Source organism: Sulfurirhabdus autotrophica (assembly GCF_004346685.1).
Classification (GTDB): domain Bacteria; phylum Pseudomonadota; class Gammaproteobacteria; order Burkholderiales; family SMCO01; genus Sulfurirhabdus; species Sulfurirhabdus autotrophica.
The window spans coordinates 280,020-305,743 of sequence record NZ_SMCO01000001.1; the positions used below are offsets into that span (position 1 = coordinate 280,020).

Annotated in this window: 28 protein-coding genes; 12 read left to right on the forward strand and 16 right to left on the reverse strand. The window is 46.5% G+C overall.

Annotated elements, in window-relative coordinates; all coding sequences use genetic code 11:
* Positions 1-89: 89 nt before the first annotated feature.
* Both EDC63_RS01415 and EDC63_RS01420 read right to left on the reverse strand, forming a co-directional pair.
* Complete coding sequence (locus EDC63_RS01415) at positions 90-881, reverse strand: anti-sigma factor family protein (protein ID WP_124948017.1); 792 nt, start codon at positions 879-881, stop codon at positions 90-92.
* Positions 881-1,441 (reverse strand): sigma-70 family RNA polymerase sigma factor, encoded by a 561-nt coding sequence (locus tag EDC63_RS01420; RefSeq protein ID WP_124947730.1) that lies wholly within the window; start codon positions 1,439-1,441, stop codon positions 881-883. Before EDC63_RS01420 ends, EDC63_RS01415 begins: the two co-directional genes overlap by 1 nt.
* A gap of 283 nt (positions 1,442-1,724) precedes the next feature.
* On the opposite strand from EDC63_RS01420, the gene EDC63_RS01425 reads away from it, so the two are divergent.
* Both EDC63_RS01425 and EDC63_RS01430 read left to right on the forward strand, forming a co-directional pair.
* Positions 1,725-2,633 carry a metallophosphoesterase family protein gene (locus EDC63_RS01425; protein ID WP_124947729.1) on the forward strand — a complete coding sequence of 303 codons (909 nt, stop codon included), beginning with the start codon at positions 1,725-1,727 and terminating at the stop codon, positions 2,631-2,633.
* A gap of 4 nt (positions 2,634-2,637) precedes the next feature.
* On the forward strand, positions 2,638-3,012 hold the full coding sequence (locus EDC63_RS01430) for a cupredoxin domain-containing protein (RefSeq protein ID WP_124947728.1): 375 nt from the start codon (positions 2,638-2,640) through the stop codon (positions 3,010-3,012).
* Between the two features lie 167 nt (positions 3,013-3,179).
* On the opposite strand, the gene EDC63_RS01435 is transcribed toward EDC63_RS01430, so the two are convergent.
* The 5 genes from EDC63_RS01435 to EDC63_RS01455 all read right to left on the reverse strand — a co-directional run bounded on the left by EDC63_RS01435 (position 3,180) and on the right by EDC63_RS01455 (position 9,525).
* Positions 3,180-4,328: an aldo/keto reductase gene (locus EDC63_RS01435; RefSeq protein ID WP_124947727.1), complete on the reverse strand. Its 1,149-nt coding sequence runs from the start codon at positions 4,326-4,328 to the stop codon at positions 3,180-3,182.
* Positions 4,329-4,379: 51 nt separating this feature from the next.
* Positions 4,380-5,570 (reverse strand): acetoin utilization protein AcuC, encoded by a 1,191-nt coding sequence (locus tag EDC63_RS01440; protein WP_124947726.1) that lies wholly within the window; start codon positions 5,568-5,570, stop codon positions 4,380-4,382.
* A gap of 71 nt (positions 5,571-5,641) precedes the next feature.
* Positions 5,642-8,134 (reverse strand): nitric oxide reductase activation protein NorD, encoded by a 2,493-nt coding sequence (locus EDC63_RS01445; RefSeq protein WP_223272266.1) that lies wholly within the window; start codon positions 8,132-8,134, stop codon positions 5,642-5,644.
* 56 nt (positions 8,135-8,190) lie between these two features.
* Positions 8,191-9,033 carry a CbbQ/NirQ/NorQ/GpvN family protein gene (locus EDC63_RS01450; protein WP_124947724.1) on the reverse strand — a complete coding sequence of 281 codons (843 nt, stop codon included), beginning with the start codon at positions 9,031-9,033 and terminating at the stop codon, positions 8,191-8,193.
* A gap of 81 nt (positions 9,034-9,114) precedes the next feature.
* A complete protein-coding gene (locus EDC63_RS01455; RefSeq protein ID WP_124947723.1) occupies positions 9,115-9,525 on the reverse strand; it encodes a hypothetical protein in 411 nt (136 codons plus the stop codon).
* Positions 9,526-9,666: 141 nt separating this feature from the next.
* Between EDC63_RS01455 and EDC63_RS01460 the strand changes: the two genes are divergently transcribed.
* Entirely contained in the window at positions 9,667-9,963 is a 297-nt protein-coding gene (locus tag EDC63_RS01460) for a hypothetical protein (RefSeq protein ID WP_223248430.1), read from the forward strand.
* 57 nt (positions 9,964-10,020) lie between these two features.
* Here EDC63_RS01460 and EDC63_RS01465 read toward each other — a convergent pair whose 3' ends face one another.
* From EDC63_RS01465 to EDC63_RS01500, 8 genes are all read right to left on the reverse strand, one after another.
* Positions 10,021-10,518, reverse strand: coding sequence for a TPM domain-containing protein (locus tag EDC63_RS01465; RefSeq protein WP_124947721.1), 498 nt, complete (start codon positions 10,516-10,518; stop codon positions 10,021-10,023).
* Positions 10,515-11,414, reverse strand: a complete 900-nt coding sequence (locus EDC63_RS01470; protein ID WP_124947720.1) for a TPM domain-containing protein — start codon at positions 11,412-11,414, stop codon at positions 10,515-10,517. The genes EDC63_RS01465 and EDC63_RS01470 overlap by 4 nt, the downstream gene beginning before the upstream one ends.
* Positions 11,415-11,452: 38 nt before the next feature.
* Positions 11,453-12,067 (reverse strand): LemA family protein, encoded by a 615-nt coding sequence (locus EDC63_RS01475; RefSeq protein WP_223248429.1) that lies wholly within the window; start codon positions 12,065-12,067, stop codon positions 11,453-11,455.
* A 20-nt stretch (positions 12,068-12,087) separates the two neighbouring features.
* Positions 12,088-12,831, reverse strand: a complete 744-nt coding sequence (locus tag EDC63_RS01480; RefSeq protein ID WP_124948016.1) for a uracil-DNA glycosylase — start codon at positions 12,829-12,831, stop codon at positions 12,088-12,090.
* Positions 12,832-12,836: 5 nt separating this feature from the next.
* Positions 12,837-13,298: a ribosomal protein S18-alanine N-acetyltransferase gene (gene rimI, locus EDC63_RS01485; protein ID WP_124947718.1), complete on the reverse strand. Its 462-nt coding sequence runs from the start codon at positions 13,296-13,298 to the stop codon at positions 12,837-12,839.
* Complete coding sequence (gene tsaB, locus EDC63_RS01490) at positions 13,295-13,966, reverse strand: tRNA (adenosine(37)-N6)-threonylcarbamoyltransferase complex dimerization subunit type 1 TsaB (protein ID WP_124948015.1); 672 nt, start codon at positions 13,964-13,966, stop codon at positions 13,295-13,297. The genes rimI and tsaB overlap by 4 nt, the downstream gene beginning before the upstream one ends.
* A gap of 136 nt (positions 13,967-14,102) precedes the next feature.
* Positions 14,103-16,049, reverse strand: a complete 1,947-nt coding sequence (locus EDC63_RS01495) for an ATP-dependent DNA helicase (RefSeq protein ID WP_124947717.1) — start codon at positions 16,047-16,049, stop codon at positions 14,103-14,105.
* A gap of 99 nt (positions 16,050-16,148) precedes the next feature.
* Complete coding sequence (locus EDC63_RS01500; RefSeq protein WP_124947716.1) at positions 16,149-16,772, reverse strand: DUF2238 domain-containing protein; 624 nt, start codon at positions 16,770-16,772, stop codon at positions 16,149-16,151.
* An 89-nt stretch (positions 16,773-16,861) separates the two neighbouring features.
* Here EDC63_RS01500 and EDC63_RS01505 point away from each other — a divergent pair, with 89 nt between their 5' ends.
* Together EDC63_RS01505 and EDC63_RS01510 are read left to right on the forward strand one after the other, a co-directional pair.
* Positions 16,862-17,737, forward strand: coding sequence for an alpha/beta fold hydrolase (locus EDC63_RS01505; RefSeq protein WP_124947715.1), 876 nt, complete (start codon positions 16,862-16,864; stop codon positions 17,735-17,737).
* Between the two features lie 12 nt (positions 17,738-17,749).
* Positions 17,750-20,005, forward strand: a complete 2,256-nt coding sequence (locus EDC63_RS01510) for a putative bifunctional diguanylate cyclase/phosphodiesterase (RefSeq protein ID WP_124947714.1) — start codon at positions 17,750-17,752, stop codon at positions 20,003-20,005.
* A gap of 14 nt (positions 20,006-20,019) precedes the next feature.
* Here EDC63_RS01510 and nhaR read toward each other — a convergent pair whose 3' ends face one another.
* Entirely contained in the window at positions 20,020-20,949 is a 930-nt protein-coding gene (nhaR, locus tag EDC63_RS01515; RefSeq protein WP_124947713.1) for a transcriptional activator NhaR, read from the reverse strand.
* A 110-nt stretch (positions 20,950-21,059) separates the two neighbouring features.
* Here nhaR and EDC63_RS01520 point away from each other — a divergent pair, with 110 nt between their 5' ends.
* From EDC63_RS01520 to EDC63_RS01550, 7 genes are all read left to right on the forward strand, one after another.
* Complete coding sequence (locus tag EDC63_RS01520) at positions 21,060-21,743, forward strand: Bax inhibitor-1/YccA family protein (RefSeq protein WP_189836550.1); 684 nt, start codon at positions 21,060-21,062, stop codon at positions 21,741-21,743.
* Positions 21,744-21,751: 8 nt separating this feature from the next.
* Positions 21,752-22,294: a YqhA family protein gene (locus tag EDC63_RS01525; RefSeq protein WP_132920865.1), complete on the forward strand. Its 543-nt coding sequence runs from the start codon at positions 21,752-21,754 to the stop codon at positions 22,292-22,294.
* Positions 22,295-22,312: 18 nt separating this feature from the next.
* Positions 22,313-23,188: a protease HtpX gene (gene htpX, locus EDC63_RS01530; RefSeq protein ID WP_124947712.1), complete on the forward strand. Its 876-nt coding sequence runs from the start codon at positions 22,313-22,315 to the stop codon at positions 23,186-23,188.
* On the forward strand, positions 23,189-23,497 hold the full coding sequence (locus tag EDC63_RS01535; protein ID WP_124947711.1) for a YkvA family protein: 309 nt from the start codon (positions 23,189-23,191) through the stop codon (positions 23,495-23,497).
* Positions 23,494-24,459: a TerC family protein gene (locus EDC63_RS01540; RefSeq protein ID WP_124947710.1), complete on the forward strand. Its 966-nt coding sequence runs from the start codon at positions 23,494-23,496 to the stop codon at positions 24,457-24,459. The genes EDC63_RS01535 and EDC63_RS01540 overlap by 4 nt, the downstream gene beginning before the upstream one ends.
* Positions 24,459-24,863 carry a rhodanese-like domain-containing protein gene (locus tag EDC63_RS01545; RefSeq protein ID WP_124947709.1) on the forward strand — a complete coding sequence of 135 codons (405 nt, stop codon included), beginning with the start codon at positions 24,459-24,461 and terminating at the stop codon, positions 24,861-24,863. Before EDC63_RS01540 ends, EDC63_RS01545 begins: the two co-directional genes overlap by 1 nt.
* Positions 24,864-24,983: 120 nt before the next feature.
* A complete protein-coding gene (locus EDC63_RS01550) occupies positions 24,984-25,571 on the forward strand; it encodes a YqaA family protein (protein WP_124947708.1) in 588 nt (195 codons plus the stop codon).
* The last annotated feature ends 153 nt before the right edge of the window (positions 25,572-25,724 follow it).

Consider the following 25,724-nt stretch of genomic DNA (forward strand, 5'->3'; position numbering starts at 1 on the left):
CTTTCGGACAGCGTTGGCCTTGACGTAAAAGGTCTATTAAGTCGACAGAATCAGAAATACATTTATCTTGTGCAAGTACTTTAACACGTTCAACTTGACCCCTGACTCCCCTGAGCTTGAAGAATAAGAGCGAGGAACAATAACTCTCGCGGGTTTAGATCGGAAACCACCCAATAGACCATCCCACCCTCGGCCCAGTGCAACAACTGATAGCCTTGGCTCGACAATGTCTTCACTGCAATGTTTTGTTTGTTGGCGACAGGCCAGATATAAACATTAATTAGATGCTGGCGATGACGATAAACCAGCGCCGCAACCGACCGATGATCGAGGTAGTCGAGTCTGCCGCCCACCAGCGGGAACCCTTGCGCGGTCAGATCACTGACGGTTGGTGAAAAGTCTAGCTTGCCGTTAAACCAAGGCTTTACCGTATGATGATCAGAAGAAGTGACGTCAGCAATATGATTAACCATCAATGAACGTACATGGTTAGAAACCACGTCTTCCGCGAGCAGGTCATTGGGGGAAGGTATGGCCAAATAGAAGCTGACACTCAATGTAAGGGCAACAACCGAGGTGATCGCAGTGCCAAAACTAAACCAGTTGAATGGTCCTAACCATTTCAAGGCAGGCTTTCCCGACCGCCCAGAATGAGCGTTATCCAAAGGTAACGCAGCTCTGATATGATTTTCAAGATGGTTAGGCGCTTTGAAATAAGTAGCGTGCTTTTTAAGTGCGCCGCGCAGAGCATTCTGGCTTGCTAATTCGTTTTGGCAAGACAGACAGCCTAGCACGTGATTATCGACCTCGATAGACTCCGACACACCCAGTTCCTGATCCACGTAGGCTGGCAATAGCGCCAAGATTTCTTTGCAATCCATCACTTAACTCCTTCATTTATCCGCGCAAGATATTCCAGCAACATTTTGCGGCCACGCGCGAGACGCGACATCACCGTTCCGATGGGAATACCCGCAACAATGGCAATTTCCTTGTAGGATAAATTTTCCAGTTCTCTCAATACTAATATCTCACGAAACTCCAAAGGCAATTGCTCCAGAGATTGGTTTATTTGCCGTTTATCATCATTTCGCGCCAAAATTGCTTCGGGATTGTTGTCTGCCTGATTGATCAATGTGGCCGAACCCTCTGAATCAAGGCCGTGAACCTCTTCGTCGAATGGCGTGTTCTTTACATGCTCGCGGTTTTGTTGCAACCAGGTGTAGGTGGTATTCCTGACGATAGCGAGCAGCCAGGCTCGCGCATCTTCCCCATGGCATCCATCGAAGAATTTGTAGGCGCGCAAATAAGCTTCCTGCACAATATCTTGTGCATCCTGGTCGCTGCGACTCAACCAGCGCGCCAGATTGTAAGCCATATTCAGATGCGGCAATACAATCTCTTCAAATCGCCGTGCTTTCATTGCTTCAGTGGCCGCCATTTATCATTATCTTCAAAGTGCAATACCAATCATTAAACCATTTTATTCCATAACCAGTGTTTTAAATCCCGATTCATGGTCATTGAATAGTCACAAAGCTTTCATTATCTCGATAATGACAACGCAAAAAATAACGACACGCGTTTGCAAACACCTCAATCAAATCCAGCCAATTTATTTACGCAATAATACTTTTTCTAAATGAAGGGAATAAATAATCCACAGAAACGGTATTGCACGTTACTACCCATTAATTTCTAGATAACCTAATTAGGAGCACAGCATGAAAAAAACAATAAACCGTCGTGATTTTTTCAAATTGGCTGGACTAGGCGGTGTGGTATTCGCCTCCGGCCTGGGCAATTTATCCAGTGCTGCCAACAAAGCCGGAAGGGAGGGTAACGCTTACGACGATTTCTACTTCGTCCAATTATCAGACATGCACTGGGGATTCGAAGGACCACCCAATCCAGACGCTAAGGGCACATTGAAAAAAGCCGTTACTGCGGTCAATAGTCTGGAGCTACAACCGGACTTTATTGTATTTACCGGCGACCTGACCCACACTACCGACGACCCAAAAGAGCGCAGGAAACGTATGGCAGAGTTCCGTGATATCGTGAGTGAACTGAAAGTTAAAGACATTCGTTTCTTGCCGGGTGAACACGATGCCTCACTTGACCGGGGCGAGGCCTATCAGGAATTCTTCGGCAAGACCCATTATACCTTTGACCACAAAGGCGTTCACTTTATTGTACTCGACAATGTTTCAGACCCAGGCGCTATCATTGGTGAGGAACAATTACAGTGGCTCGCGGCTGATCTGAAACAATTACCGAATGATGCAAAGATCGTGGTATTTACCCACCGCCCATTGTTTGATCTTTACCCGCAATGGGACTGGGCCACTCGCGATGGAGCCAAAGCCGTGGAGTTACTTATGCCACACCCCAATGTCACGGTTTTTTATGGGCACATCCATCAGGAACACCATCACATGACGGGTCATATCTCCCACCATGCTGCCAAATCGCTCATATTTCCCTTGCCGATTGCCGGTTCGCAACCCAAACGCGCACCTCTACCATGGGATCCAGCACAACCATACAAAGGATTAGGGTTTCGCCGGGTCGAGGCAGAGGTTAAAAAAGCCGAATACGCTATTACAGAATTCCCCTTGTCTAAAGGATAGCGTCATGAAAATAAAATCAGGTAGATTCAAGATTTTCATTCTGGCTGCTGCGGTTGGTACAGGTTTGTTTGGTGCTTTTGTGAATGCTCAAACAAACCCAACAAACGAGCAAGTTATCCAGATTGTGGCAAAAAAATTCAATTACGCACCAAACGTCATTATGTTGAAAAAAGACAGGCCGGTCGTACTGGAGTTCACCACACTGGACGTCGTGATGGGCTTCAACGTACCAGATCTTAAAATTCGCACCGACATTATTCCTGGAAAAGTCTCACGGGTTCACTTAGTACCGGACAAAGCAGGGACTTTTCCGTTTGTTTGCGATATATTCTGCGGCAGCGGCCACGAAGATATGTCAGGGAAAATTATCGTAACATGATGATATTAATAATATTTATTTTGTAAAAATAAAATATTGGAGGACATTATGACTAAAGTCGTTTTGGCACATGATTGCTTGCCAAAAAATTTCTAACACATCATCAGCAGAAAGTGGGCTCAGGGCAGGAAGTTATTGCACTAAAACGCACTAAACTTCCCTCTGTATTATTCAGTACGTTGATACATCTTCAGATAAGCTGTTTTCTCAATCGGCATCATTTTGGCTACTTCCAGAACATCCTCCAAATGAGAAGGTGTGCTGACCCCGACCAGTGTCGTGCCTAACCCAGGAGTTGAACGGTTGAATTGCAACGCACGCTGGGCGTGGTTTTTTAATTGAGACATACTCTGAAGAACAGTATCAGTACACTGCGTTGCCAAATGCCCCTTAAACATCGTGTGGCTAGCCATGAGATAAACTTTGAGCTGATGGGCAGCCTGAAAAGTTCCGGCTATATTCCCCTGCCCTGTTGTCTGGCTAAAGCGGGTAAAGCCTTCCAGCATGACCTGATTAAACGGCATTTGTACTACTTTAAAGTGGTGCTTGGCCATCACATCGCCCTGCACAATTTTGGCTGCGCGCTCAGCCAAGCCTTGAAGCGAAGTGATAGACTGAAACAGCTTATCGTCCGTTTCAACACGAAAACCACTAAAGGTTGAAATACCGTAGTAACGAATGCGCCCATCTTTCACAGCTTGTTCCAATACAACAAAAATTTGTTCCAGTTTTTTATTCAGCATTTCTTTCCCGATTCTCGGGATATGCACTTCCGGCTGATCAATCAGAAATGCGTCCAGCGTTTCAACCCCCATGGCTTGGCGTGATAGCTCTAGTTGAAAGGCGATATAACGTGGATTAAGCAGATGTGCCTGGGTGAGATCATCCAGATTGCCGAGGTTTTTCTTCACAATTTCCGCATCAAACCATGCGGCCATATCCTGTGGCGGGCCCTCTTTAAAAGTAAGAAAACCACCTTTGGAAACCAGAAATAACTCTTCCCTGCTGACGCCGGCTTCAAATGCCTTTCTAAGCCCCATGCCAACTGCACCCAAAGAACGTCCATAGCGGTAATGGGCGCCAGTGTCGATCACGTTGATCCCGTTTTGCAACCCTTTGCTGATAATTTCAGCATATTGCCCATCTACTTCATCGGTTGCAGCACCCGGAAATGTACCAAGTCCGATCGAAGAAAGTTTCAGATGCAAATTGATAAAGTCGCTGTAATGGCCTTCAGCGCAATTTTTGCCAAAAGTCTGGGTGTACCGCTCAGTTGCTTCGCGCGTAGCAAAGCCGGGAATCAAATTTGTTTTCATAGGGTTGTTTGTATCACCTGGATTTCCAGGTTTTATTACCTTGGTGATGACTCAATTATTAAAGAATGGATGTTGTTGAAAAAGCGTAATCAATTTTGTTATTTCATCCCGTACCGGCTGTAACTGAGGATGATCCAATCTTGAAACAAACAGGTTTTCAAAATAATCCTCATCTTCATCCATATCCCAGTCAACAGCACGGAGCAATTCGCTGCCTTGGGGCGGAATTTCAACGGGCAATTTTCGCCCTGAAAGCAGCGCCCAAAGCCCAGCCCATGCTCGCGCCAGTACCAGTGGATGATACCCCCCTCCGCCCGTCACAAGTAAGCGCGGCGTACCATCAGGATGCTGGGGTGCTGAGCGCATGATTTTATCAACTGTTTCCAGAAAACACTCAGTAGATATCTGGAATTTGCCCAGCGGGTCAGCTGCCAGCATATCCGTGCCGGCCTGCAACACGATTGCACCCGGTTTGAATTTCTTAATTACAGGATACCAGACAGCGTCAAACACCGAACGATACTCTGCGTCGTGAGTGCCCCGTGGTAACGGCACGTTAATCGTACTGAATTCGCCTTGCGGAGTTCCATAATCTGATAGCTGCCCTCCATTAAACGGATAAGCGTAGGCTGCATCCATGTGCAATGATAATGTCAGCACTTCAGGATCATTGATAAAAGCCTCTTCCACGCCATCCCCATGATGGGCATCAATATCAATATAAAGCACCCGCCAGCCTTCTTGGCGCAAACGGGTGATACCCAGTACCGGGTCATTAAAATAACAGAAGCCCTGGGCCTTATCAGGCCGTGAGTGATGCATGCCGCCAGCTGGATTAAACCCGATTCGACCATTGATCACTTCTTCTGCTGCCTGCACACTGGCACCAGTTGCGGTTGCCGGAATCGTGAAAAAATTCTCAAAATACGGGTTTTCCAATGTTCCCAACTGATGTATCTGGCGATATTCATTTTTTACGCGACCCAGTACCTCGGCTCGTTTAATCGCATCGATATAGTCTGCCGTATGAAACCAGGCCAGTTCATAATCGGCCGCTTTACGAGCAATTTTATATTCGTCCTGAGATAGTGCATGGTAGGCATTGATCAAGTCAAAAGTTAGCGACACTCTGGGAATAGCCAACGGATGATTAGAACCATACATTTTACGACGATATTTAGCGGCACCAATAAAAGTGGCTTTTTGCGTAGGTTCTGAGGGATTTTCGCTAAATTTTTCCATTATTTATTCATTTTCACTAGATACACCATTAAGCATTGAGTCAGGAGCAGCGGTGTAAATGCAGTGAGCTGTCATCGCCTTAATCTCAAATAAACTTCCGGCAGTTTTTTAGGGAGATCGTTGATGTGGTCCAGAACCAGGTAATGGCCAGGTCCGAATATCTGCGGCAGATATTTGTTACCTGATGCATCCAGCGTGATGCAGAATGGATGTACGCCGGAATCTACGGCTTCTTTAACGGCCATACGCGTATCTTCATGCAGATAGCGTTCATCGCCGCCATCGTCGTAATCAGCCGGCCGCCCATCAGACAAAATCAATAACAACCGGCGATGGCTAGGGGCATCATCAAAGCGTTTTACTGCATGCCGGATTGCTGTACCCATACGTGTTGCAAGCCGTCCAGAAATTCCACCAATGGTAGCGCGGATAGGCGTAGTTAAAGACTCATCAAAATCCTTGATCGGATAGTAGCTGACATTGTCTCGGTATTTGGAAGCAAAGCCGGCAATCGCATAGGGATCACCTACTTCTTCCATACTCTCAGCAAACAGCAATAATCCGGCACGAATACCATCTACTACCCTGCCACCTCCATCCGGGTGTTGCGCCATAATTGAAGTGGAAATATCAGCCAGCAATATGACTGCAGTATCTCTATGTTGCACCACTCTCTGGCGATAGATATTGGCCTTAGGGGACATACCCGCCCGCTTCTCGGCGATATACGACATGGTTGCTTCCAGATCCAGTTCATCGCCATCAAACTGGCGCCGCAACGGTGCCATGCGGGTTGGCTTTTGGGACTGAATCGCGCGTTTAAGTCGCTTTAGTGCAGGTGCATACTGAGCTAATAAGCGCGTTGCTTCTGCCAGGTTTGTCTCATCCAGTTTTTTTTCCTGCACCCAAGCCCAGTTTCGCTTATAACGCCCATCCCGGTAATCCCATTCCTGATAGGGCGTGCCTTTTTCGCTTAAGCCATGCCCCTTGGCGTAGCCATATACTTTGGCCGGCTGGGGTATACCCACACCTACTCGACCACCGGAGCCCTTGGTCTCTTCGGGGGGAATATCAAAATCCGGATCATCACCTTCCGCTGCTTTAGGAATCTCCCGTTGATCAGGATTAGGGCGGATTTCGTCATGGGCTACAACATCATCTTTATCCATCTGCCCGGTGCCTAACTCAGCACGATCCATTTCAGCTCTTGGGTAAACAGGTCGGGCAGCATTAGGTGATCGCCCAGGCAAGTAGGCTTGCTGCCGCTCTTCCAGCGCAACAGGGGGCAGCGTTGTGCTGCTATAAATCTGATTGGCTATACGGAAAGCGTCCACAATGGTAGCCGTTTCATTCAGCAATGGCTTCAGATCACTTAACCAGGCAGAAACATTACCAGCATCAACCGGTGTTTGCGCATAACGCAAGCTTTTCAGGGCAACTTGATAATATTCACCAGCAGCAGATTCTGGCAAAGGTTGCTGTTCAGCCGCCCGGATCATGCGGGCAAGATAGTTCGGCACAATTTGATGAATACGCCAATCAATCCGTAAATCTTCGCAAAGATCGAAAATCAGCTGAAAACGCAGCATATCTTCGCCATAAGCAGCAAATAGCGGACGCCAGGTAATACGCTGATCGGTATCCAGTGGCGGGTGTGCCATACCTGCCGCCTCAAATAGCGCTTCGATATATCGGCGTTCGTAAGAATAAAAAACCAGATGCCCTGCCGTATGCAAAATACTCAAAATCGCATCATTACGACTAGGCATGGCAATCGGCACAAACAGCGCGGTGCCATCCGTTTCAACAAATGCACGACCTTTGTCTGGCGACCAGTTTCCCTCCAGCAAATCAAACGATTCACCAAACCAGGCAGCAATCAGCAACTGTAATAGCCGCTGGTGATCGGTCATGCGGAAGCCGGGCAAGTTTTCCAGCAGAATGGCAATACTTTCTTCAGACTCCAGCTTAAAGAAAGCTTCACCACGCACTCTGCCAGCCTGAAGAATATCTGCTCCTCGCCTGGCCCAAGGCACAACAGCATCGATACCCAGCAAATTTCTTACTCGGATGGCACCACCTAAATAGGTGCCTAATGCCAGCCTTCGAGTAGAAAACAGATCTTCCGCTGGTTCCAGCAGTTCTTCCAGCCCTTTTACACCAAGATTGCTTGCCAGCTCCTGTATGGGTGTACGGAAATAAATGCCACCGCTATCCAGGTGCCGCTCACACCAACTTAATCCAATTTCCACCCAGCGCGCTTCACCTTCCTTGCCCAAGATTTCATAGGCATCGGGAAGGTTTAGCATAAAACCGTCCACTGCTTTCCAGGAGGCGCGCCACTGAGTAAATTTCAGGGCTTGTTCAGTCCAGAACAGTACTTCTCCACTGGCCTTTACAGCAAGGGCACTACCTCTGATAAAGGCCTTGCCTGCATCACGGTCATGCAAAAACATGGCTTTACATGCTTTTACCCACACTAATGTGACTTCTTCACCCTGTGCCTCAATAACTGGCAGAGCCTCAGTCGTGTCACGGTGCGCAACAAAACTGATTTCAGCCAACTCATGAAGTACTTGCTGGATGGCGCCCAGTATTTCGTTATTAGCAGTAATATTAATTACTCAAAATGCGCACGGAAAATTTCCATTAACGCTTCTGCCAGTTCCGGATCATCCGTTATGGGATTGACCATCGCGGCACGGCAAGCCTCAATTGGCGCAATACCTGCACTCATCATGTTTGCCGCATAAACCAAAGCACGTGTAGAAGTTGCTTCTTCCAAGCCATGGTCTTTCAAGGTTCGGGCCTTGCGCCCGGCGGCTACAAGTTTATGGGCTAATTCTTCAGGTAGTTCTGGCACTTCGCTACGCAGAATTTTCCGTTCAATCTCTTCATTAGGATAATCAAAGTTAATTCCGATAAAACGCTGTTTGGTTGAAGGCTTCAAATCTTTCAAGACGGTTTGATAGCCGGGATTATAGGAAATCACCAGCATGAAGTCTTCATGGGCTTCGATCTCCATTCCCCGTTTTTCCAGCGGTAATTGACGGCGATGATCGGTGAGAGGATGGATAATGACCGTGCTATCGGTGCGTGCTTCAACGATTTCATCCAGATAACAGATTGCACCTGCTTTAACAGCTCGGGTCAAAGGCCCGTCTTGCCATACGGTTTGTTCCCCCTCCAGCAAAAAACGCCCTACCAGATCAGAACTGGTCAAATCTTCGTGGCAGGATACTGTCACTAACGGACGATGCAATCGATGCGCCATGTATTCAAGAAATCGCGTTTTTCCACAGCCAGTTGGTCCCTTCAGCATGACTGGCAAGCGTTTCTTATACGCGGCTTCAAAAATCTCTACCTCGTTTGCCTGGGCTTCGTAATAGGGCGCATTGGATTCATCTGGTTGTTGGAGAATATCGCGCTCAACACCGCGTAAACGATTCAATAACTTCTTCATTTCATATCCTTCAGATTTTTCCACAAAGGCGAAAGTAAATGACCAAAATGGCATGTGTAAACACACGCACAACGTGAAATTTTAATCCCCTAATCGACCTTCTCGCATACAGCGGGTTTTCATAAACAGGAAAAGATGCCTCAAAGTACGAACAGCCATTTTTTCAGGCACTGGAGGCAATGCATCATTACGGTCCATGGTGATGCAGTTTTTGTAATAGACAAGTTCGCGAATATTGTCTCGAATCGTATTCCAGCTAGGATCACCCTTCACCAGAATTTTAAACACATCGAGAACTTCGTCTGTTTCTGCCGGTAAATTTTTCTCGCCCAAATCTTCGATGTAAGCAATAATCATTTGCCTGATCAATCCTATCGCATGATCAACTGTCTCGAGTAATGGTAATGAACCTCTTGACGAAAGAATACGCTCAAGGTCCCGAGTCTGCTCGTCTACGCTATCAAAAACCTGTATTAAATTTGTGTGATCCATATTATGGTTGCTAATTCCCGACTAGACTACTCAGATTAAACCAACTAAAATGTATTGATTGCTTTATAATACCCGATCATTTTACTCAACTTCACAAAATAATGGAATGCTAATATGAAGAAGCTGGTTAAACTCATAAAAATGAATAACCTACAATACAATGCCAACCGCGATCCAGAAGTATATCGCCGATGCGCCAATGAAAATTTCCGTATTCAGGTGTTACTTGACGGGACTGGTCAGGCTAATTGCAAGATTGCAGATGTCACAGGTAAAGTGGTTGCAGAAAAGACAGTTAGTTTACCAGGTACCTTTACGCATGAAATCTCATTCCCTACACCAGGTATCCGCGTTGTTACGCTGTCTGTAGATGCCAGCGGAGAGAAATTCTCTCAAGACCTGCGCCTGGATGTCATGGAGCATGCCTGGATAGGTTAAACACCTGTTGCATGCACATTATTAAAGCGGTCCTCTGGGCCGCTTTTTTTTCACCCGTTACAACAGAACCGGCGTATCGGATAGCTCATTTGCATTCGCACCTTTTCCTGGATAATGTTTTATCAGGTGCTCACTAACCGCTTTAATCCCTGTAATCACCCCTGCTTCAAATTGCATTTGCTTGAAAGCAAGTTCCATCTTCTGGCAAATGACTTCCCACCCATCATGCCCGACATGTGCATGTATGCCCCTGTCAGCAACAATTTCAAAATCATGATCGGCAAATAGCAAATATATCAAAATACCGTTATTTTGAGCGGTATCCCATACACGCATTTGAGAGAAAACTTCAATTGAGCGCTCTCTTGCAGTTTGGCCTTTCAATAACGGCATCATGTCGAGGGATGCTTCTACTGCAAAGCGAATCTGCCCTTGATGGGTCTTTTCAGCCAACCGAATTGCATCTTCAATTGCCTGCATAGCGTGTGCGGGAAAAGCGCGGCGAACCGCCCAGCGATCAGTCAGCAGATGCTTGATGATACGCATAAGGTTCATGGCTTCTCCAGCAGTAATTTTGGTGGCGTCATTACTGGGTACAGCCTTAGACTCAACGCTTCCCGCCATTTACCCGAAGCACCGCCCCCACCGAAGCCGCCACCGCCCCCACTGAACCCGCCACCTCCGCCTCCAAAGCCGCCGCCTCCAAAACCACCACCAGGCCAATTGCCTCCGCTGCTCCGTCCGCCACCTAACGAGAACACAAATGCAAGAATACCCGCAATCACAGAGCCAATAATGGAACCTATCACCATCCAGAAAATAATCGCCACGATACTGCCAACAATAGATGCACCCAAAACACGTCCAAAAATTGAACGCAATATACCTGCACCAACAAAAATCACCATAAAAGCAACGGGGAGATAGTCTTCAAAACTGGACCATGACACATTTTTCTTGCGTGGGGGTGGCAAAGGCTCACCATCTACAAGTCGAATGAGCCGCGTTACCCCTGCATCAATTCCCCCAAAAAAGTCATTCTGTTTGAAATAAGGCAACATGATTTCGCTAATCACCCGCTTGGCAATGGCATCAGGAATCACCCCTTCCAGTCCATAGCCGACTTCAATCCGCAGAGCATGGTCATCCTTGGCAACCAATAACAGCACACCATCATCCACACCCTTTCTACCAAGCTTCCACGCATCTGCAACCCGAATTGCGTATTGCTCAATCGTTTCAGGTTCTGTGGTGGGAATAATCAGTACTGCAATCTGGCTGCCTTTTCGGGTCTCAAAACCAGCTAACTCTTGTTCCAGTTTGCTTTGTTGCGATGTCGTCAGTGTGTTGGTTAAATCTGTGACGCGTTTTTGCAAAGGCGGAACGGCAACATCCGCCGAAGCAAAACCGAATGCCAGCAATAGCACACAAGTAATCAGCCACCGAAACATTGCTGGCGCTCCGAGCAGGTTATTGCGATCAGATTTGATTACTTGCTACCCGCTGCAGCTGGCGCACCAAAATCCACTTTTGGCGCTTTTGAAATTTCTTTTTCATTTTCAACAGTAAATGATGGCTTGGTTTTATAACCAAACACCATAGCTGTCAGGTTGCTTGGGAAAGAACGTACCGTGACGTTATATTCCTGAACCGATTTGATATAGCGGTTACGTGCAACTGTAATCCGGTTTTCAGTCCCTTCAAGCTGAGCCTGCAAATCCCGGAACAAGCCATCCGCCTTTAACTGAGGGTAGTTTTCAGCAACCAGCATGAGGCGTGATAACGATGAAGTTAATTCGCCTTGTGCTGCCTGAAACTTGGCAAATGCCTGCTCGTCATTAATCAGTTCCGGTGTAGCCTGAATGGAACCCACTTTTGCTCTTGCTTCAGTCACCTGGACGAACACGTCTTTTTCATGGCTCGCATATCCTTTGACGACATTCACCAGATTAGGCACCAGATCGGCCCTCCTCTGATACTGGTTCAGCACTTCCGCCCAGCTTGCCTTAACCTGCTCATCGGAAGTCTGAAAAGTATTGTAACCACATCCACTTAAAGTCAAACTCACCATCATCAGCACAACATAAAACAAGCTTTTGCGCATAGCATTCTCCAATTGAAACATTAATTAAATTCGTTATCTTGAACTGAGATTACGTCATTCATGGTTTTCACTGCAAAACATAAGTCATCCCACACCTTTGCCTTGTCCTGCGGGCTACGAAGCAAATAGGCCGGGTGGTACGTCACAATTAAAGGAATTCCGTTACTTGTGTGCACTGCACCGCGAAGATGGGCAATACTCTCATCAGTATTCAGTAAACGATGTGCGGCCACAGCACCGAGTGCCACAATCAATTTTGGCTGGATCAATGTGATTTGTCGTTTAAGGTAAGGTTCACAAGCAGTTGCTTCATTTGTTTTCGGATCGTGATTGCCAACTGGGTGGCATTTCACCACATTGGTGATATACACATTTTTTCTACGGTTCAGTTTAATGCTTCTCAGCATATTATCCAGCAATTGACCAGATGCACCGACAAAAGGCTCGCCGCTGGCATCTTCTTCAGCACCTGGCGCTTCCCCAACAAAAAGCCAGTCTGCGGATTGATCGCCCACACCAAAAACAGTTTGCTGACGAAATTCAGACAAATTACAGGCTGCGCACTCAGCAACACTTTGCCTGAGCGCCTGCCAATCCATTTGCTGGATTGCCGCACTTCGACCAACCAAATCCTGTGGGGAAACTCGCTTCAGGTCACTCACAACTTCAACTGGTGCAGCCGATTCTGGGCCTTGTTGTGGCGTAGCACTACGCAAGCGCCAAACAGGCCACAATCCCATTTCCTTCAGATAGGTCTCACGCATTGCGCTCACAAAGTCATGCCCATCAATACAGCATCTTCTCTACCACCATGCGCTGGATAATAATTTTTGCGGATGGCCATTTCATTAAAGCCGATATCTTCATAAAGCCTGATGGCGGGGATATTACTGGGACGTACTTCCAGGAACATGAATTCCGCCTGATATTCACGGGACACTTTAATCAAATGCTGCATCAATTTTCTGCCCATACCCTGTCGTTGCCATTCTTTAGCAATGCCTACGTTGAGCAAATGGGCTTCCCCTGCAGCCAGCATGACCAATCCATAACCAATCAGGCTTTCGCCGTATTCATAAATCCAGCAACTATAACCGGCGTTTAAAGAATCGCGGAAATTACCAAACGTCCAAGGATGGGAATAGATTTTTAATTCCGATGCCATGACCTTATCCAGATCATCTAGACACATGGGCCGAAATGAAGGGGCATTATTTAAAACTGCACTCATCGTTCACTCGTCTTCAAAGCTACTTTGTCACGTATATAAAGCGGCGCGGCTTTACTGGCTTCGACAGCTCTACCTTGCTGAAAAACCGGAATCGCCAAACTGGCAATGTGACGCGCATGGGGGAACACATCGCCAAAAACCGCTTTAAGCTGACTTCCGTACTGCAACTTCAGCGCTTCACCATAGGCAGAAAATCCACTGCCACAACCGATCCATTCATCTCCATCAATATGTGGGGCATTTTGCGGAGAATAAAGCCCTGGCTCACTTAAAATGTTCCACTGACCATCAGATTTTTCATATATCGCGTGATATATTTCACCCATACGCGCATCCAGACAACTAATGACCTTTGATTCATTACTGCCTTCTGCCAAAGCTTCCAATGTACAGATACCCGCTACGGGCAAATCAGCACCAAAAGCAAGCCCCTGCGCAACGCCACAGCCAATGCGGAGCCCGGTGAAAGACCCGGGGCCTGAACCGAAAGCAACACCATCTAATTCATTGAGCGTAATATCAGCTTCATCCAGCATTTCCTGCAACATAGGTAGAATAAGTTCGGAATGACGCTGACCAGCCAGTACTTCCCGAGTCAACACTTCATTTCCCAAACTTAAAGCAAGCGAACAGTATTCAGTTGATGTATCTAATGCCAGTATTTTTATCATATTTCGATATTATAAAGTATTCAGCTTGCGCTTTTACCTAATTAAATTTCGGATTCCAAACCACGCAATAATACGTACGTACATATGTGCTTATATAGCACCAAAAACGCATCATTAAATACCAATTCAAACACTAAACAGATGTAACTGTATTATCCTGCTCTACAAAAAAATCAGTTACCTCAGCTAACACCCGCGTCCGCTTCATAGGAGGCAAACTTTGCCAGATTCGTTTGCCGTAGGACTTGGTTAATAATCTGGGGTCACAGATCATCAACACGCCCCTATCTGTTTCATCGCGAATTAAGCGACCTGCACCCTGTTTCAGGGTTATGACTGTTCGGGGAAGCTGGTATTCCATAAAAGCATTTCGACCTTCCCGGTTTATCTGCTCTATACGCGCAGATAGCACGGGGTCATCAGGTGGGGCAAACGGCAGTTTATCTATGATGACCAGTGATAGTGCTTCACCTCGTACATCCACCCCTTCCCAAAAACTCTGGCTACCCAGCAATACCGCATTACCCAGCCTTCTGAATCTGTCCAACAGTTCAGTGCGTGACCCTTCGCCCTGCATCAACAAGGGGTAGGTCAAGCCCTCTGCTTCAAAGGCTTCTTTCAATTGTTCATGAGCTTCTTTCATTGCGCGCAGAGAAGTGAACAAACAAAAAGCGCGGCCTTTACTTGCCCTGATAATAGGCAAGGCGGCTTCTATAACCGATTTTGTATAATCCCTTGTATTGGGTTCTGGCAAACCTTGAGGAACATAGAGTATGGCCTGATTTTCATAGTCGAACGGGCTGTCCCAGCAACCGGTAGTGGCGTCTATCAACCCCATCTCACCCTGGTAATGACCAAAATCTTTTTTAACAGCTAACGTGGCAGATGTAAAAATCCAGGAGCGCGCATTGCCATCTATCTGTTTCTGGAAAATCTCTGCAATCGATAACGGTGTCGCATTCAGTTGAATAGAATGCGTGAATGCCTCTACCCACCGTACATAACCATTATCGATATCCTCCTGCCAGTGCTTGATTTTTCCCTGAAGGAGCAAACCACGCTGCCAGCAATTTTCAAGTCCCGGACTACGTTCTGCCTGCGTTTTCAGCAATTCCAGTAACTCAGCCAGTTTTTCAACCAGTGATTTTAACGCTTCATCAAATCCTGAATAACGCGAGATAACCTGCAGCGCAAAACGCCCGCTGTCCTCTTTTACAACCAGCCGCAAATCCCGTGCGGCTTTATCCATTTTTCCGGCAGCATCCGGCAACGCTGAAAAGTCCTTTGCGGAAACAATAGCTTCAGCCCGAACATCCCGCGCAAGCTCCAATAACTGGCTGGTAGAAATACTCTCACCAAAAAAAAGGCTTGCCGTTTCAGGTAGTTGATGCGCTTCGTCAAAAATAACGGTATTGCAGGCAGGCAGCAACTCCGCAACACCCTCATCTCGCAGCATCACGTCCGCAAAAAACAAATGATGATTCACCACTACGACATCCGCATCCTGCGCTTTTTTTCGCGCCTCCAGCACAAAGCACTCTTTATGATACGGGCACTCCTGCCCTAGACAGTTATCCCGGGTAGACGTAACAAACGGCCAGATGCTTGCACTTTCCGGCACATCACTCAGACCACCCTTATCACCTGTGGTGCTGGTGCGCGCATAACTCTGGATCATGGGAAGGTATTTCACATCATCACGATTCATGAAACGTCCTTCACTGACTGAACGCTCCAGATGATAATGGCACACGTAATTCGCTCTGCCTTTCAACATGGTGACAGTCACCGGGGCTTTTAGCGCAGCGCGAACAGCAGGAATATCCCGGTTAAAAAGCTGGTCCTGGAGGGTTTTGGTGCCTGTAGAAAGAATCACTTTGCCGCCTGAAAGCAGAGCTGGAACCAGATACGCCAGGGTTTTGCCTGTGCCTGTACCTGCCTCAGCAATCAGAATTTCATTTTTCTTGATCGCTGCAGATACTGCATGCGCCATTTCCAACTGCTGGCTACGTAACCGATAGCCACCAATAGACTGTGCCAGCGGGCCTTGCTCAGAGAAAATGGAATCCAGATCGTGCATTGAAGCGACTAAATATGTGAATTGGCCATTTTACCACGATAGCGACGCATAATACCTTCTGCAGCTTCTAATCAATATGCGCATCTAACGTCCAGCACGTTATGGTTTTTTATGGAGAAAAACTTCCAGTTGACGATCATGCCAGCGACTCATTACCAGCAATGAGGTAATTGCACCAGTCAAGGCTAAAAACATATCCCACTGGGTATCCCACACATCCCCTTGTGTTGCAAGAAATGCGACAGCGGCTTCCCCTGATGCTACTGCCACCCGCCATTCAATCAATTCGTAAAACGCGCTGATTGCCAAACAGATGCAAATAACAATAAAAATCAACCATTTCCCCTTATTCAAAGGAGAATTACGCAACAAAATTTCTCTGGCAATGATTGCAGGCACAAATCCCTGAAAAAAATGACCTAGCCGATCGTAGTAGTTTCTATCGAGAGTATAAGTATCCCGTAGCCAGTTAAATAAGGGCATTTCTGCATAGGTATAATGCCCGCCAACCAAAAGAACAACTGCATGCAACCATATCAACTGATATGCAAGATCAGTCAGTCTGAATCGCTGATAAGTGAAACACAGGACTAAAAGACCGATAAATACCGGCATAACTTCCAGATACCATGTAAGACGGTCGTGCGGGTGCATACCAGACCAGGCAGAAATGCTGACAATACTGGCCAGCAAAAATATATGTAAGGAATAGCTTGATCTCATGGTCACGTAAGGGCAAAATTACAAATTAAATCTAACTATTTCAATTGGCTTCCCAACATTATATAAATACCATATATAAGGAGCTGATATTGATCAACATCAAAGTTAATGTTTACCTGCTACTCCTATTCGCTGGTTTTTCTCTCCTCCCAAGTATTTCCAAAGCGCAGATAGTAGATTTAAATATTACATCTAAAATTACTGCAACGGCTGATTACCGAGAGGGCAAAACAGGTTTTCCGGCCGTCATTCTGATTCACGGGTTCCTGCAAACGCGTGAATCACCAACCATACGCCGACTGGCCGATGAATTGGCCAGTAATGGTTACACTACACTTTCACCTACCTTAACGCTAGGCATTACCAAACGTGCTCAAAGTTTGGGCTGTGAAGCCATTCACAAACACATCATGGAAGATGATAAAAAAGAAATTTCGCTGTGGGTAGAATGGCTTAATTCCAAAAAACAAAAGAATATTGTCTTGATTGGACACAGTCGGGCAAACAATGTCATTCTGTCTTATTTAAACGAAACTCCAGATCAATCTGTAAAAAAAGGAATATTGATCAGCTTACCGGATGATGACTTTACCAGCACGGCTCAGGACCGGCAGAAAATGGTTGCATTTGCAAAGCAAAATCTTAAAAACAGCCCCAATACGCTTGCCCCTTATAAAATAGCATTCTGTGATAAATATATGGCCACACCGGAAAGTTATTTATCCTTTTTTGGTTACTCGCGTAATGTCGTTTTAAATTCAATCAAGACCAGTAAAAAGCCAATTGAAGTTATTTTAGGCAATAAAGATGAACGTATGATGAAAGACTGGCCAGACCAGGTTAAAGAAAGTGGCGCTTCTATTTCTGTGATTAATGATGCCAATCATTTTTTTAGCGACCAGGCAGAATTTGAATTAAATGATGTGGTAATGAAATCATTACGTTCATTGCAAGTAAGGCGTTAAAATTTGTTACCCATGAAATTTAAAGGCCGTTTTCTCCCCCTTTCCATCAGGCATTATGCATTCGCATTTTTTGTCATCATCGGGGTATTCATTACGTTCATCGCTATTCTGATGCGTTACGAAATACAATCACTCAATGAAGAAACATCAATCAAAAATAAAAAATCTGCCCAACAGGAAATATCAGAAGCAATCACCCAACTTGATTCGGACTTTCAGAAATATGCATTAGCTGCGAGCAAATGGGACGAACTACGTCAACAATTTTACGATCCCAGTTATTACAGATACTGGCGAAATTCCCGTGCATTAAGCGCAGGTGTTTTCCCGGAACACCTTGAAATAGTGGAGTTATATAATACAAGAGGTGAGAGCTTTACCAAAGATTTGAAAGGTGAGGCTTCGATGCCTTTAAAAATAACAAAGGCTGATATCGGGTTGACGTTAAAAAAAGAAGCCCTTCATGACCATCTCTATTATTTTTTCCCAGTCTGGTCAGACGAAGATCACCAGTTCCTGCTTGGATATGCTGGTTTCAAGATAGATTTCCTTGCTCAGATTCAAAGATTGAAAAAATTTCGCTTTCTTGACATTAATTCTATATCGCTAAATTCAGCGCCCGGCTACCGTTTGCTCGCAACAGATATTGTTTCTCGCCTGAAATACAACTTGATTAGCGATGAAACAAATAATCAACTTGAAAACGTCATGTCAATGACGCTTTATCGCGTAATCAGTGTCATTATTCTGACATCCATTCTGGCTTATTTCTTTGTGAACCACTTTTTGGCAAAGCCTTTGCGCCAGATATCCAAAAGCATTGACAGCACGCATGACGAACATGGCCATATATTGCAAATCACCTCGCGTGACAGATTTGCTGTAGCTGAACTTGAAAAAGTACGTAAATCATTAAATGATTACCAGAAAAATCTTGATGCAATGCATCTCAGCCTGGAAGATTCTCATAACGAACTCTGGACGCTCGCGCACCATGACCCGCTAACCAGTGTCTATAACCGGAGAGCTTTTGAAGATGACTGGTATGAGCAATTAAAAAATTCGGGCGCCTCTCAAAAGCAAGCCACATTTTTATTGTTTGATTGCGACCACTTCAAAGCAATCAATGACACCTACGGACATCAGATTGGTGATCTGGTTATCCAGGGAATTGCCAAAACCCTGCAAGCCGCTTTACGAACCGGTGATCGGCTATACCGGTTGGGGGGAGACGAATTTGCCACGATTCTGTTTAACACGGATATTGCTGCTGCTGAAAAGATTGCTCAACGCTGTTTTGCTTTCATCGCTGAATTTGATTTTACTGAGTTGGGCATCCACGAACCTGTCAAAATCAGTATTGGCATGGCGTACGAAAAAGATCTATCAGTTGATGACCTGTCTGTTCTCCACAAGCAGGCAGACCTGGCTATGTACCATGCCAAGCGCCCGGGTCAGAAAAACATCTCGATTTACTCTGAAGAAATGAGTCAATCGCACGAATCAGTTGTTTCCAATAAAGAAACCCATGCGGTTTATGAAGCGATAGCGTCTATTGATATGCTCCAGATGCATTATCAAATGATTGCTCGTTTACCAGCCGAAAATTGCGATTATTACGAAGCTTTGGTGCGCATTCAGGACAAAGGGATTCTCATTATGCCTTCAGGTATATTCCCGGTTGTTGAAAGACGGCGTCTTGAAGTTGAATTCGATCTGGCCATTCTGGAACGTATTCGTCGCGACCTGGAAAACAAGGTTATCCCGTCTGGGACTGGCGTTTCAATGAACGTTTCAGGCCCAGGTATTGTTAACGAAGACGTCACGAAAAAACTCCTGGAATTTGAACCATTCTTTAAAGAGTACAAACTGGTACTGGAAGTCACTGAAACTGCCCTGATTACACAAATCACCCATGCATCGGCCAATTTAAACAAATTACGCAAAATCGGCTTTTTGATTGCACTGGATGATTTCGGCAGTGGCTATTCTTCTCTTCGATACTTATCCAATATGCCGGTAGACCTGATCAAATTCGATATTTCAATGATTCGCAGCCTGGAGCGAAATGACCGGCAAAGTATTATTGTAGAAAACCTCGCCAAGCTGCTCATTAGCGCAGGCTATAATCTTGTAGCAGAAGGAATAGAAACAAAATCATTGCTGGATAAAGTGATAGCGCTAGGTTTTACCCACGCACAAGGTTACTACCTCGGGCGGCCTCAAGCTTTTGAGCATACTACCCAACTTCTGACGAAAAACGGTTAGAAACAGGAACGGTATTAAAGCGCCCCTTTTTTCCCTGGCTTCCGAGTCATAAAAAATTCTTGCCGCGCCGCACGGCTAATTGCAACCACTGCCGGGTGCGTCAATTTACGTTCCACAGAAATAGCATAAAACTGCTCTATCACTTCTTCAGTCGAACCTATACTGATAACTTCATGCTGCCGTATCACCTGTTCCGCAATCGCCGAAGGGGCTGCGAAAATGCCCACTCCAGCCTGGCCAAAAGCGGTCATCAAAGCACCATCATCAAACTCACCGGTAATACGTGGACGGATCTGGTTGTCGTTAAACCAGCGAGTCAGCCTGGATCTGACTGCCACCCCTTCCCCGGGCAGAAGCATGGGCGCCCCATCCAGACATTTAGGGAAAGGGCCAGAATGCTGTTTTGCGAGATCGGCTGTGGCAAAAAAAGTCAGGCCACATTCACCAAGTGGATGACTGAATCCCTTTATATCCACGGTACGTGGCATGGGGCTATCGGCTATTACGATATCCAGTCGGTGCAACGCCAATTCTGCCAGCAGATCAGCCACTTTTCCTTCACGGCAAATGATACGCGGGGGCTGAGGAACCTGCATTGCGGGTTCCAGCAATTGGTACGCAACTGCTTTGGGCACGGCATCTGTGACGCCCACTTTGACTTGCAACGGCCTGTCCATGGGTTGATGATGCAATGCCTGTTCTAGTTCCTGTCCAAGCGAAAATATTTCTTCCGCGTAACTGAACACCATCCGTCCTGATTCAGTCAGCTCGAATTGACGGCCAGTACGATTAAACAGTTCCACCCCCATCACTTCCTCGAACAGACTCAACTGCCCGCTGATGGTTTGTGGCGTTAAATGCAACCGTTCGCTGGCGCGGGTCACACTTCCCGCTTTAGCTACCGCCCAGAAATAGTGAAGATGTTTGTAATTTAGCGTTGCCATATAGTTTATGCTTCGAATTTTTCGAATAACTTATCAATTATAATCGAATTTATAGAATATAAAAGTAGCACTATACTTCATGTTGTAATTACTTTAAGGAGTATAAATCCATGAACACTATTCATTCGATTGATCAGAATAAGGGTATGTCTTCACAGGCATCTCTCGTTCTTTCCACCAACAAGATGATTCGCAACACTTATATGTTGCTATCCATGACACTGCTATTCAGCGCATTAACCGCCGCAGCTGCCGTTGCGATGAAATTGCCGCACCCGGGGATTATTATCACTTTGATAGGTTATTTTGGCTTGTTATTCCTCACCTCCAAGTTTCGCGATAGCGCACTTGGGCTTGCTTTTGTTTTTGGGCTTACGGGTTTCATGGGCTACACATTGGGCCCGATTGTCAGCCATTATCTCGGTTTGCCTAACGGTGGCCAAATTGTCATGACCGCAATGGGGCTTACCGGCGCGATTTTTCTTGGGCTCTCAGGCTATGCACTAACCAGCCGCAAAGATTTCAGCTTTATGGGCGGCTTTCTGATGGTGGGTATGGTAGTCGGCTTTTTGGCTGGGCTGGGTGCGATGTTTTTTGAAATCCCTGCCTTATCGCTGACAGTTTCCGCTGTCTTCGTACTGCTGATGTCAGGGCTGATCTTGTATGAAACCAGCAATATCATTCATGGTGGTGAAACCAATTACATCATGGCAACAGTCACGCTATTTGTTTCCATCTTCAACCTGTTTACCAGCCTGCTTCACTTGCTGGGATTCATGAACAGTGATGATTAATAATCAACATGTTGAATTACATAGAAAGACTGTTTGAGAAACCCCTCTGGAGTGGACGCTTTGTCGTTGTGGTAGCAGTGGTAGCCAGTATGGCTGCCGCTACAGCCATCTTCTACATGGCCACTGTAGATGTAATCTATCTGGTTGGCCATATGCTGCATTACGCAGACCCGGCCCTGACAGAGGACGCGCGAAAACTGTTGCATGACCAGACTATCACGCACGTAGTGGAAGTGGTAGACGGTTATTTGCTTGCCACTTTCATGCTGATTTTTGCGCTCGGCATGTATGAATTGTTCGTCAGTGATATCGACGATGCCCATGGCAGCAAGACATCCAGCAAAATTCTGGTAATTGAAAGTCTGGATGACCTCAAAGCACGGCTGGCCAAGGTGATTTTGATGATTCTGATCGTCACCTTGTTTGAGGAAGCATTAAACATGAAGGTCACTTCACCGCTGGATCTATTATATCTCGGTGGTGCCATTGCCCTGATTGGTGCATCACTGTTTTTGACTCACAAAGCTGAAGATCATGGGAAAGAACATTAACACTCAGGAGATTGAATCATGAACCGCATTATTCTGTTTCTGGCCACCAATATGGCCATTGTTCTTGTGCTCTCCGTCACTATGCGGATTTTGGGCGTAGAGCCATACCTTACTTCGTCGGGGCTGAATCTCACTTCGTTGCTGATTTTCGCCGCCATTATGGGTATGGGAGGCTCATTCATTTCCCTCGCCATATCAAAGTGGACTGCCAAACGCTCTACCGGCGCAAGGGTGATTGAAACACCAGAAACTCCCGGAGAGAAATGGCTGGTCGAAACAGTGCAGCGTCAGGCTAAGGCAGCTGGTATCGGCATGCCGGAAGTAGCGATTTTTGACTCTCCTGATGTCAATGCTTTTGCCACCGGAATGAACAAGAACAATGCACTTGTGGCTGTTTCAACGGGACTGCTGCAAGCCATGACAAAAGACGAGGCAGAAGCGGTACTGGGCCACGAAATTTCTCACGTTGCTAACGGTGATATGGTGACACTGGCGTTGATTCAAGGTGTAGTGAACACTTTTGTCATGTTCTTGTCCCGTGTCATTGGTTACCTAGTGGACAAAGTGATATTTAAAACAGAGCGCGGCACAGGTCCGGCATTTTTCGTTACCATGATCATCGCTGAAATGGTGCTTGGCGTTCTGGCTTCAATCATCGTCATGTGGTTTTCTCGCAAGCGAGAATTCAGGGCCGATTTTGGGGGAGCAACACTGGCAGGGAAAGGGGCCATGATAGCGGCACTGGAACGATTAAATTCGTTGCATCCACAACCATTGCCTGAAAAAATGGCGGCCTTCGGTATTGCAGGCGGGGGGGCAAGTGGATTCAAGCGTCTTTTCATGACTCACCCGCCTCTGGAAGAGCGTATTGCTGCGCTAAAATCAGGCCAATAAGTGCGTGCAAAGCTGGCAGCGTTAGCCCAGGCGTTCAAACGAGAGTTAGCCGTCTATCGGTGCGCCCTTTCCCATCCGCACACGCCACTTGCTGCCCGCCTGCTGCTTGGTGCAGCGGTGGGCTATGCTCTGTTGCCATTTGATCTCATTCCGGACTTTTTACCCATTATTGGCCAACTTGATGACCTGATTATCGTTCCGGGTCTGGTCTGGCTGGCGCTGCGACTGATACCACCTTCAGTTATTGAAGAATGCCGGGCAAAAATTGCTGATTCACACCCTCACAATAAAGATCTAACAAACATATGAATAACACAGCTGTTTCTATCGGTGAGCCCTGGATGTGGGCGAGTTTTATCGGTTTTGTACTGGTAATGCTCGCGCTGGATTTGTTCGTGTTTGGTGGCAGGAAGGCGCATAAGGTCAGTGTCAAGGAGGCTGCAACCTGGTCACTGGTATGGGTCAGTATGGCGCTCCTGTTTAATGCAGGCCTTTGGTGGTATCTCAATGGTACGTTCGGACAAGAAATTGCTGATCGTAAAGCGCTGGAATTTTTCACCGGTTACCTGATTGAAAAATCCCTGTCGATAGATAATGTTTTTGTCTTCCTGCTGATTTTCTCAGCTTTCCATGTTTCTGCTGAATTCCAGCGCCGGGTACTGATTTATGGCGTGCTTGGGGCTATCGTCCTGCGCGCAATCATGATTCTGGCTGGCGCATGGCTGGTGCGTGAATTCAGCTGGGTGCTCTACCTCTTTGGCTTTTTTCTGGTATTTACCGGCTTACGCATGTTGGTTATGGCAGAAAAAGAACCTGATCTCACTCACAACCCGGTACTCAAGTTCGCGCGCAAACATTTGCGAATTTCCGATGATTATCATGGCGAAAAATTTTCCATTATGAAAGACGGAGTTCGTTACTTCACGCCACTCTTTCTGGTGCTGATTCTCATTGAAGTCTCTGATCTGGTATTCGCGGTAGATTCCATCCCGGCAATCTTCGCCATCACCACAGACCCATTCATTGTGTTTACCTCAAACATCTTCGCTATCATGGGCTTGCGAGCGCTGTACTTCCTGCTCGCGGACGTCGCAGACCGTTTCCATTTATTGAAATACGGTTTGGCCATGGTGCTCACCTTCATTGGTACAAAGATGCTCATTGCCCCCTGGTACCATGTACCCGTTGCCGCCTCGCTGGCCATCGTCGCCGTTTTAATCGGGGCTAGCGTTATTGCGAGCTTAATTGCCACCCGTAAGGAGAACCATTGATGCTGACACGACTATTAGGAATTCTGTTGCTCACATTTTCCCTTGGGGCATGTTCCGAACCGCCTTATACCAGCATCGACAATGCGCAATTGAAAACGTTGATCGCGCAGGGAATTCCTTTATATGACATCCGCCGCCCAGAAGAATGGATGCAAACAAACGTAGTGGAAGGCAGCCATAAACTCACTTACGTTGACGCAAGCGGCAGGATGAATCCAGCGTTTCTGGGTCGATTTACAGCAGAAGTGAACAAAAACGATCCGGTTATATTGATCTGCCGTACCGGTAGCCGCACCCGATCACTGGCACATGAACTGACTGATATGGGGTATACCAAAATTTACAACGTTCGCAACGGCATTACTAACTGGATCAGTGAAGGCAATCCAGTCGTCAAAAACTAAAGGCCGGATTTACCATGTTTAGCGCGACCAAGCCATTCAGCTAAACACATACAAGACACCATGCTAATCCAAATACTTGATGAGGTGCTTGTCACCACTTTACTTTAAGGCAACTGCACCATGCGCATATTTTCTTCATTTTACAGCCGTGCAATGAAATGGTCTCGGCATCCACGCGCCCCGTGGTATCTTGGGACATTAAGCTTCGCAGAATCATCTTTCTTTCCCGTACCGCCAGATGTCATGCTCGCTCCAATGAGCCTCGCCAATCCTTCAAAGGCCTGGCGCTTCGCATTGCTCACTACGCTGGCATCCGTGGCAGGCGGCCTATTAGGTTACACCATCGGCTTTTTTGCCTTCGACGCCATAGAACCATGGCTACGCGAATCTCATTACTGGGAACGGTATCAGTCGGCAGTAGACTGGTTTACCCAGTGGGGTTTCTGGGCAATCTTCATCGCTGGTTTTTCGCCCATACCCTACAAAGTGTTCACTATTGCAGCCGGTGCCCTGTCGATGGCATTACTGCCCTTTACACTGGCCTCACTGATAGGGCGCGGAGCACGCTTTTTTCTGGTTGCCGGACTGATGGCATGGGGAGGAAAAAGTATGGAGGAAAAGTTACACCTCTATGTAGACCGTCTGGGCTGGGCGACTGTCGCGCTGGTAGTCATCGGCGTAATCGGCTACAAATGGGCAGGTGTGTAATTGCAAAATGGGCATAATGCCTGCCCTCGGTAACAACGTATTACTAAGTTTTACAAGTAGTTTGAATGACTTTTTATATGAACCGCAGAGGCGCTGAGGTGCGGAGAAATGCAAAGCTTTGTAAAAGCGTTAACAAAGTCGCCATGTAACAAT

What these genes read in the sequence shown, in the direction of transcription:
- EDC63_RS01415 (WP_124948017.1), bottom strand. Translation starts at nt 881, where the DNA reads ATGGATTGCAAAGAAATCTTGGCGCTATTGCCAGCCTACGTGGATCAG.
- EDC63_RS01420 (WP_124947730.1), bottom strand. Translation starts at nt 1,441, where the DNA reads ATGGCGGCCACTGAAGCAATGAAAGCACGGCGATTTGAAGAGATTGTA.
- EDC63_RS01425 (WP_124947729.1), top strand. Translation starts at nt 1,725, where the DNA reads ATGAAAAAAACAATAAACCGTCGTGATTTTTTCAAATTGGCTGGACTA.
- EDC63_RS01430 (WP_124947728.1), top strand. Translation starts at nt 2,638, where the DNA reads ATGAAAATAAAATCAGGTAGATTCAAGATTTTCATTCTGGCTGCTGCG.
- EDC63_RS01435 (WP_124947727.1), bottom strand. Translation starts at nt 4,328, where the DNA reads ATGAAAACAAATTTGATTCCCGGCTTTGCTACGCGCGAAGCAACTGAG.
- EDC63_RS01440 (WP_124947726.1), bottom strand. Translation starts at nt 5,570, where the DNA reads ATGGAAAAATTTAGCGAAAATCCCTCAGAACCTACGCAAAAAGCCACT.
- EDC63_RS01450 (WP_124947724.1), bottom strand. Translation starts at nt 9,033, where the DNA reads ATGAAGAAGTTATTGAATCGTTTACGCGGTGTTGAGCGCGATATTCTC.
- EDC63_RS01455 (WP_124947723.1), bottom strand. Translation starts at nt 9,525, where the DNA reads ATGGATCACACAAATTTAATACAGGTTTTTGATAGCGTAGACGAGCAG.
- EDC63_RS01460 (WP_223248430.1), top strand. Translation starts at nt 9,667, where the DNA reads ATGAATAACCTACAATACAATGCCAACCGCGATCCAGAAGTATATCGC.
- EDC63_RS01465 (WP_124947721.1), bottom strand. Translation starts at nt 10,518, where the DNA reads ATGAACCTTATGCGTATCATCAAGCATCTGCTGACTGATCGCTGGGCG.
- EDC63_RS01470 (WP_124947720.1), bottom strand. Translation starts at nt 11,414, where the DNA reads ATGTTTCGGTGGCTGATTACTTGTGTGCTATTGCTGGCATTCGGTTTT.
- EDC63_RS01475 (WP_223248429.1), bottom strand. Translation starts at nt 12,067, where the DNA reads ATGCGCAAAAGCTTGTTTTATGTTGTGCTGATGATGGTGAGTTTGACT.
- EDC63_RS01480 (WP_124948016.1), bottom strand. Translation starts at nt 12,831, where the DNA reads ATGCGTGAGACCTATCTGAAGGAAATGGGATTGTGGCCTGTTTGGCGC.
- rimI (WP_124947718.1), bottom strand. Translation starts at nt 13,298, where the DNA reads ATGAGTGCAGTTTTAAATAATGCCCCTTCATTTCGGCCCATGTGTCTA.
- EDC63_RS01495 (WP_124947717.1), bottom strand. Translation starts at nt 16,049, where the DNA reads ATGCACGATCTGGATTCCATTTTCTCTGAGCAAGGCCCGCTGGCACAG.
- EDC63_RS01500 (WP_124947716.1), bottom strand. Translation starts at nt 16,772, where the DNA reads ATGAGATCAAGCTATTCCTTACATATATTTTTGCTGGCCAGTATTGTC.
- EDC63_RS01510 (WP_124947714.1), top strand. Translation starts at nt 17,750, where the DNA reads ATGAAATTTAAAGGCCGTTTTCTCCCCCTTTCCATCAGGCATTATGCA.
- nhaR (WP_124947713.1), bottom strand. Translation starts at nt 20,949, where the DNA reads ATGGCAACGCTAAATTACAAACATCTTCACTATTTCTGGGCGGTAGCT.
- EDC63_RS01520 (WP_189836550.1), top strand. Translation starts at nt 21,060, where the DNA reads ATGAACACTATTCATTCGATTGATCAGAATAAGGGTATGTCTTCACAG.
- EDC63_RS01525 (WP_132920865.1), top strand. Translation starts at nt 21,752, where the DNA reads ATGTTGAATTACATAGAAAGACTGTTTGAGAAACCCCTCTGGAGTGGA.
- htpX (WP_124947712.1), top strand. Translation starts at nt 22,313, where the DNA reads ATGAACCGCATTATTCTGTTTCTGGCCACCAATATGGCCATTGTTCTT.
- EDC63_RS01540 (WP_124947710.1), top strand. Translation starts at nt 23,494, where the DNA reads ATGAATAACACAGCTGTTTCTATCGGTGAGCCCTGGATGTGGGCGAGT.
- EDC63_RS01545 (WP_124947709.1), top strand. Translation starts at nt 24,459, where the DNA reads ATGCTGACACGACTATTAGGAATTCTGTTGCTCACATTTTCCCTTGGG.
- EDC63_RS01550 (WP_124947708.1), top strand. Translation starts at nt 24,984, where the DNA reads ATGCGCATATTTTCTTCATTTTACAGCCGTGCAATGAAATGGTCTCGG.